This window comes from Deinococcus aquiradiocola, from assembly GCF_014646915.1.
Classification (GTDB): Bacteria; Deinococcota; Deinococci; order Deinococcales; family Deinococcaceae; genus Deinococcus; species Deinococcus aquiradiocola.
Map to the genome: position 1 here is coordinate 379,511 of NZ_BMOE01000003.1, position 6,356 is coordinate 385,866.

The 6,356-nt window shown below is 66.6% G+C and carries 5 protein-coding genes; 3 read left to right on the top strand and 2 right to left on the bottom strand.

From position 1 onward, the window contains the following. Positions 1-109: 109 nt before the first annotated feature. Together IEY33_RS07245 and IEY33_RS07250 are read right to left on the bottom strand one after the other, a co-directional pair. On the bottom strand, positions 110-943 hold the full coding sequence (locus tag IEY33_RS07245) for an alpha/beta fold hydrolase (RefSeq protein ID WP_188961618.1): 834 nt from the start codon (positions 941-943) through the stop codon (positions 110-112). Between the two features lie 134 nt (positions 944-1,077). Next, entirely contained in the window at positions 1,078-2,067 is a 990-nt protein-coding gene (locus IEY33_RS07250) for a phytanoyl-CoA dioxygenase family protein (RefSeq protein ID WP_188961621.1), read from the bottom strand. A 140-nt stretch (positions 2,068-2,207) separates the two neighbouring features. Between IEY33_RS07250 and IEY33_RS07255 the strand changes: the two genes are divergently transcribed. The 3 genes from IEY33_RS07255 to IEY33_RS07265 all read left to right on the top strand — a co-directional run bounded on the left by IEY33_RS07255 (position 2,208) and on the right by IEY33_RS07265 (position 6,096). Further along, positions 2,208-3,077 carry a helix-turn-helix domain-containing protein gene (locus IEY33_RS07255; protein ID WP_268238817.1) on the top strand — a complete coding sequence of 290 codons (870 nt, stop codon included), beginning with the start codon at positions 2,208-2,210 and terminating at the stop codon, positions 3,075-3,077. Between the two features lie 9 nt (positions 3,078-3,086). Continuing rightward, on the top strand, positions 3,087-4,010 hold the full coding sequence (locus tag IEY33_RS07260; RefSeq protein WP_188961627.1) for an RluA family pseudouridine synthase: 924 nt from the start codon (positions 3,087-3,089) through the stop codon (positions 4,008-4,010). 634 nt (positions 4,011-4,644) lie between these two features. Continuing rightward, the gene (locus IEY33_RS07265) at positions 4,645-6,096 is read left to right on the top strand and encodes a replication initiator protein A (RefSeq protein ID WP_188961630.1); all 1,452 of its coding nucleotides are present in this window, start codon (positions 4,645-4,647) and stop codon (positions 6,094-6,096) included. Positions 6,097-6,356 lie beyond the last annotated feature (260 nt).

Consider the following 6,356-nt stretch of genomic DNA (forward strand, 5'->3'; position numbering starts at 1 on the left):
TGTTCACACACATGTCCACGCGTACACAATATGACATACACGAAACCCCCGCGTGTGCGGGGGTCCATGTGATTCAGGCCTTCGGGCCCGGCGGGTCAGGCGTTCGCGCTCACTTCCGGAGGAAAGCCAGCAGCGCCGCGTTCAGCTCGTCGGCGTGGGTCCAGCTGATCGCGTGCGGGCCGTCCTTGATGACGACCATCTCACTGCCCGCGATGAGCTTCGGCAGGCGGCCGCCGCTCGCCTCCATCGGCACGATCCGGTCCTGGTCGCCCTGAACGATCAGGGTCGGCACGGTGATCTTGGCGACGTCGGGGCGGAAATCCTCCAGCCACGCGGGCACGCAGGCGAGCGTTGCGCGGGCCGAGGCGGAGGCCGCCACCATGAAGCTCTGGTGCAGCACGTCGTCGCTCACGCGGCTGCCGCGAAACACGTCGGCGTTGTAGAAGTTCTCGAAGAAGCCCTTGAAGAACGCGAAGCGGTCCTTGCGGATCTGGTCCATGATGCCGTCGAAGACGCTCTTGTCGACTCCCTCGGGGTTGTCGGAGGTCTTGACGAGGTAGGGGGCGACCGGCGAGGCGAACACGGCCTTCTTGATGCGGCTCTCGCCGTACTTGCCGATGTAGCGGGCCACCTCGCCGCCGCCCATCGAGAAGCCCGCCAGCGTGACGCCGGTCAGGTCGAGGTGGCGCAGCAGCGCGTCCAGGTCGGCCGCGAAGGTGTCGTAGTCGTAGCCGGCGGAAGGCTGGCTGGACGCACCGAACCCGCGGCGGTCGTAGGTGATGACGCGGTACCCGGCGTCGAGCAGCGCGGCTTCCTGACGCTCCCAGGAGTGGCCGTTGAGCGGGTAGCCGTGGATGAGCACGACGGGCTCGCCCTGGCCGTGATCCTCGAAGTACAGCTGGATGTCCTGGTTGTTTTCCTGACCGACGGTGACGTGGGGCATGGGATCCTCCTGTGGGGTGAGACGACGGGCCGAAACCCTTGCCGATGAACACCGTCAGGGTACGCAGCCCGCACGGCCGAAGCGTGAGGGGATCCCAGGCACACCTTCATCAATTGTGCAAAACAGAATCGTGTTCAATCTGCCGAGTTGGCCTGCTTCGACTCCGCCTTCAGTGGCACGTCCCCCGCGCTGCAGTACGACCCGGCCATGTGCGTCAGGTGCACCACCCGCAGTTCCTCCGCCTCGGTCCCCAGCGACCGGGGCCGGAATGCCTCGTCCGCCCGCCACTCGAACGGCTCACCCGGCAGACCCGAGTGCCGGAAGCGCTCGATCGCCAGCGGCACCAGCCGCATCCGCCGCTCGATCCACTCGCGGTCCCACGGGCCCTCCTCCACGATCTCCTCCGCCGCGCGGAACTCGTAGTAGATGGTGCGGCGCAGCTTCTTGCCCTGCGCGCGCTCCGACCCGTGCACCACCATCACGTCGTGCAGCAGCACGTCGCCCGGCTGCATCTCCACCTGAATGGCGTCCGGGGCGTCCCAGCCGTGCTCGTCCGTCAGGGCGCAGATGTCCGCAGGTGCGCCCTGCGATCCCGGAATCACGCGCAGCGCGCCGCCGCCCACCCGCGACTCGTCCAGGTACAGGTCGAAGTTGAAGATGCGCCGTGTCCTAGGGTGCACGGCGTCCTGATGCCACGGCACCTGCTCACCGTCCCCCTCGAACTTGAAGACCATGCTCTCGTAGGTCGGCACGAAGTTCGGCCCGCACAGGCTCTCCGCGACGCCCAGCACCTGCGGGCTCCCCAGCAGTTCCAGAGACACCGGCTCGCCCTTGTCGTGGACGTAATCCACGCGCCACATCACCCGCCCGGCCTCACGCTGCGCGAACAGGTGATCGCGGTTCGCGCCGCCGTCCTCCAGGCCACGCTCGATCCAGCGGTGACCGGCCGCCTGCAGACGCTCCAGCAGTTCACCGGTCACCCAGTTGCGCAGGATCAGGTATCCCTGCTCGTCGAAAAACCGGATCTGCTCCTCGGTCAGGTGATACGCGCCTGCCTCCGGGGCTCCGGTGAGCTGGACGGACGGAGAAATGTGCACCTGAGCGGCCGATTCGGATGGATTCATGTCTACCTCCCTGGAACGACGACGGGACACGCGCCGCGCCATTCGGACCGTTCCCTGCGTTGTCCACTGCCTCCCAGCCTAGAGGGAAGATTGACGGAATTCTTCCGCCCAGGTGACTGCAACTTCCGGTATCTTCAGGTGTGCTTTCCGCCGCTTCCCCCGAGGACCGCTTCGGCCTTTCCTGCTGGACCGGAGAGGCACACAGCATGCCGACCTTTCACCGGCATCACGAACTGGAACTCAACCTGATGCTCGGCGGCAGCGTCACGTACCTGATGGGCGGCAGGCGTTTCACGCTGCAGGCCGGACAGCTGGCCCTCCTGTGGGCCGCCATGCCGCACCGCGTCGTCGCCACACAGGACCCCGCACGCGTCGTGTGGCTCACCGTGCCCCTCCAGCAGGTCCTGCAGTGGAACCTCCCCGCACGCCTCCTGAACGCCGCCCTGCACGGAAACGCGGTCCTCGGCACGCGCACCGACCCCGGCGACCCGGAACGCTTCAGCGACTGGTCCACCCTGCTGGACAGCAGCGACCCGGAGGCACGGCGCATCGTCCTTCTGGAACTCGAAGCGCGCCTGCGCCGACTCGCGCTCCACTGGACCGGCACCCAGGCAAACGGCCCGGCCGCAGGTCAGGGTGTCCTCCACCCGCTCCCGGAAGTCCAGGCGGGCAAGGTCGAACGCATGACCGCCCACCTCGCCGCGCACTACGCTTCCCCCGTCCGGCTCGCGGACGTCGCGGCCCACGTCAACCTCAACCCCACCTACGCCAGCACCCTGTTCCGCCAGGCGCTCGGCACCACCGTCGTCGAGTACCTCACCCAGCTGCGCGTCGCCCACGCGCAGCGCCTGCTGCTCACCACCACCCTGCCCGTCCTGGACGTCATGCAGGAGGCGGGCTTCCAGTCCTCCAGCCACTTCCACGAGGTGTTCACGCGCGCCTGCCAGCAGTCGCCACGCGAGTTCCGAAGGCAGTTCGCGGCCCGCCCGTCCGTCCCGCCGGGACCGTAGACTCGGCGCATGCCTCTGAACGACGGTTACGCCTACCGTGAACGCCTCACGGACCGCGCCCTGGGACGCGCGCCCGTCCACGTGCTGGAGTACTTCACGCGCCGTTACCGTCACTCCGGGGAGGACGTCTGGCGGGCGAGGCTCGCGGCGGGCGAGGTGTTCCTCGAAGGGGCCGTCGCCACCGGCACGGAACTCCTGCGGCCCGGCCAGGAGCTCGTCTGGCACCGCCCACCCTGGATGGAGGACGAGGTCCCGCTCGATTACCGGGTGCTGCACGAGGACCGTCAGCTGCTGGCGGTCTTCAAACCGTCCGGCCTGCCGACCCTGCCGGGTGGCGGCTTCCTCACGCAGACGCTGCTGCACCGGGTGCGCGCCACGTACCCGGACGCCTCCCCCCTGCACCGCCTGGGACGCGGCACCTCCGGTATCGTGCTGTTCGCGCTGGACCCGGCGACGTCCGCCGCCCTGTCACGCGACTGGCGCGAGCACGAGGTCCACAAGACGTACCGTGCCCTGGCGAGCGGCCACCCGGAACAGGCGCACTACGAGATCCGAACCCCGATCGGCCCGGTGGACCACCCGCGCCTCGGGAAGGTGTTCGCCGCGAACCCGCACGGCCTGCCGTCCTCCAGCGACGCGACCCTGCTGGAGCAGCGGGCGGACTCCGCGCTGTTCAGCGTGGACATTCACAGCGGACGACCCCACCAGATCCGCATTCATCTGGCGTCCATCGGTCATCCGCTCGTCGGCGATCCGCTGTACGGCGCGGACGGCCTGCCGCTCCCGCTGCTGCCTGGACTGCCGGGCGACGGCGGATACCTGCTGCACGCCGAGCGGCTGGCGGTCCGGCATCCGCTGGACGGGCGAATCCTGACGCTGGTCGCTCCTCCACCGTTCGCCCTGCTGACCCGTCAGGAGGGTGGGCCAGGATGACATCCACTATCGGACAACTTGCGCCAAATGGCTCTCTTCAGAGGGTGTGTGCTGTCAGGGGAGACTGGTTTCCGGCCAGATGCTGCCATGAAATGACCGGATATCCGGGGGATGACACCGGAGACCATGGCGAGTTTTCGACAGAAAAGCACTATCGGACAACTTGCGCCGTTTGGATGGGGCACCTATCGGACAACTTGCGCCATCGCCCATCTCGGAAGCCATGGAAACCCCCCCCAGCAGGGCGTTCGCCGATGGCTGCAGATTCGAAAACGCAGGTATCGGACAACTTGCGCCGTTCTGACCGGAAAGTATCGGACAACTTGCGCCGAATTCGCGACAGGTATCGGACAACTTGCGCCGTTCGGCTCCCGAAAGTATCGGACAACTTGCGCCGAAAGTATCGGACAACTTGCGCCGTTCAGTCTCGACCCTCGGACAACTTGCGCCGCTTCGACCCCAAAAGTATCGGACAACTTGCGCCGAAAGCTCGGACAACTTGCGCCGTTTCTGGCCCTGCACGCCCTCCAGGACACACGACGACCCGGCTCTTGGTGTTGTCATCAAGTAGTATTTAAAAGATTTAAAAGATAAAACATACACAACAAACACACGGCCAAAAAACGGAGGAGCTGTGCCCGAGGACGCCAAACAACCCAGAGCGAAAGTCAAGGTCCCTGCACGGACACCCGTACAGGTCAAACCGCAGCGCGCCAAGCTCGGGCAGCTCAAACGCTTCGACGAGATCAACGTCAGCCAGCTCAGCCTCATCAGCGTGCAGGAACGCATCCCCGCCGACTTCCGCGAATGGACGGTCGACCACGTGGACGAACTGCGCCGCTACCGCGTGGTCTGCCAGGCTCTCCCCGAGTACGGCGTCCCGCACGGCACCGACAACGACATCAGCGCCGCGCTCATCAACCTCTTCATCGAACAGGGCCTGCCCGACGAGGGCACCGTCACCGCCACCCCCTACCTGATCCTGCAGGCGGCCGGACTGGACACCTCCGGCCGCTATTACGACGCGCTCGGCGTGAGCCTCAAACGGCTCCTCACCACCAACTACTTCATCAGCGAGGGCTGGCGAGATCACCCGCAGAAACGCTGGACGACCGCCAGTTTCCGCTACATCGACCGGCTGGAGTACACGACCGCGAGCGGCGAAGAGCAGCTCGACCCGACCAGCATCCTGAAGATCCACCTGCCTGCGGAACTCGTGCGCTCGGTCCGTGCCGGGTACATCAAGGCGCTCGATCTGGCGTTCATGCAGAGCCTCAAGCGTCCCCCGACACGCGCGCTGTACCGCCTGCTGGACGCCCGCAGGGTCAACCCCGAGGACCCGTCCCAGCGCGTATCGTCCTTCGCGGTCGGCCTGATGGACTGGGCGCAGGCCTGCAAGATCGTGTCGGACCGGCCGTCGCTGGTCGAGCGGGCACTGAAGACTGCGCACGACGAACTCATCGAACGGGGGTTCCTGACGGCCGTGAACTTTCATGGTCGCGGGCAGAAGAAAGTCATCGAGTACGTGTTCGGCAAGATGGCCGATCCGCCCGACCCGCAGCTGGTGGGCCGCCTCACACTGATCGGCCTGACCCGTATCCGTGCCCAGCAGATGGTGCAGGAGTACGGGCAGGACGCGGTGGAGGACACCCTCGACCGGTTCGCGGCCCTGCTGGCGGGAGGGTACAAGCCGCGCAGCCGGGCGGCGTTCTTCGTGGATCTGCTGAAGCACCCGGAGAAGTACCAGGTGGACGCCGAACCTCTCCTGACGACGCCGGCGGCCGATCAGGCGGCCGAGAAACGCAAACAGCGTCAGGCGGAACTGCAGAAGCGCGAGGAGCAGGAGCAGCAGAGCCTGGAGGACAGCCTGCAGCGACTTCCGGTGGAGGAACAGGTGGAGGAGGTGATGCGCGTCGCGATGGTGATGCTGCGCGGCGAGCTGAAAACCTCCGAGTTCGAGGCGCTCAGGCAGCTGCTGCATCAGGAGGACCCGCTCGCCATCAGGCAGTGGTTGCTGCGCGGGGTGTCGTCGGGACAGCGCGACGCGGTTCTGCATGATCTGCGGATCCGTCTCAATACCCTCTGACCTTCCCGGCGTTCCAGAGCCCCGTGGTGTGCTGGCCTGCTGCGGGGCACTGCACGGCCGTGAAGGGGCCTGCGCGTCTTTTCATGGACTCGTAGTGGGGTCGGTGGTGACGCGCGGCTTCCTGGGCCTCCTGTGACGTCGCAGCAGGGGGCCCCTTGCGTGCGCTCGCCAGCTTGGCCCCCGCCGCTCAGCTTATCGGGCCACTCGCGCTCATTCTTATCGGGCTCTCTTTCTGCCAGTCACGAGCTGAGATCAGTCTA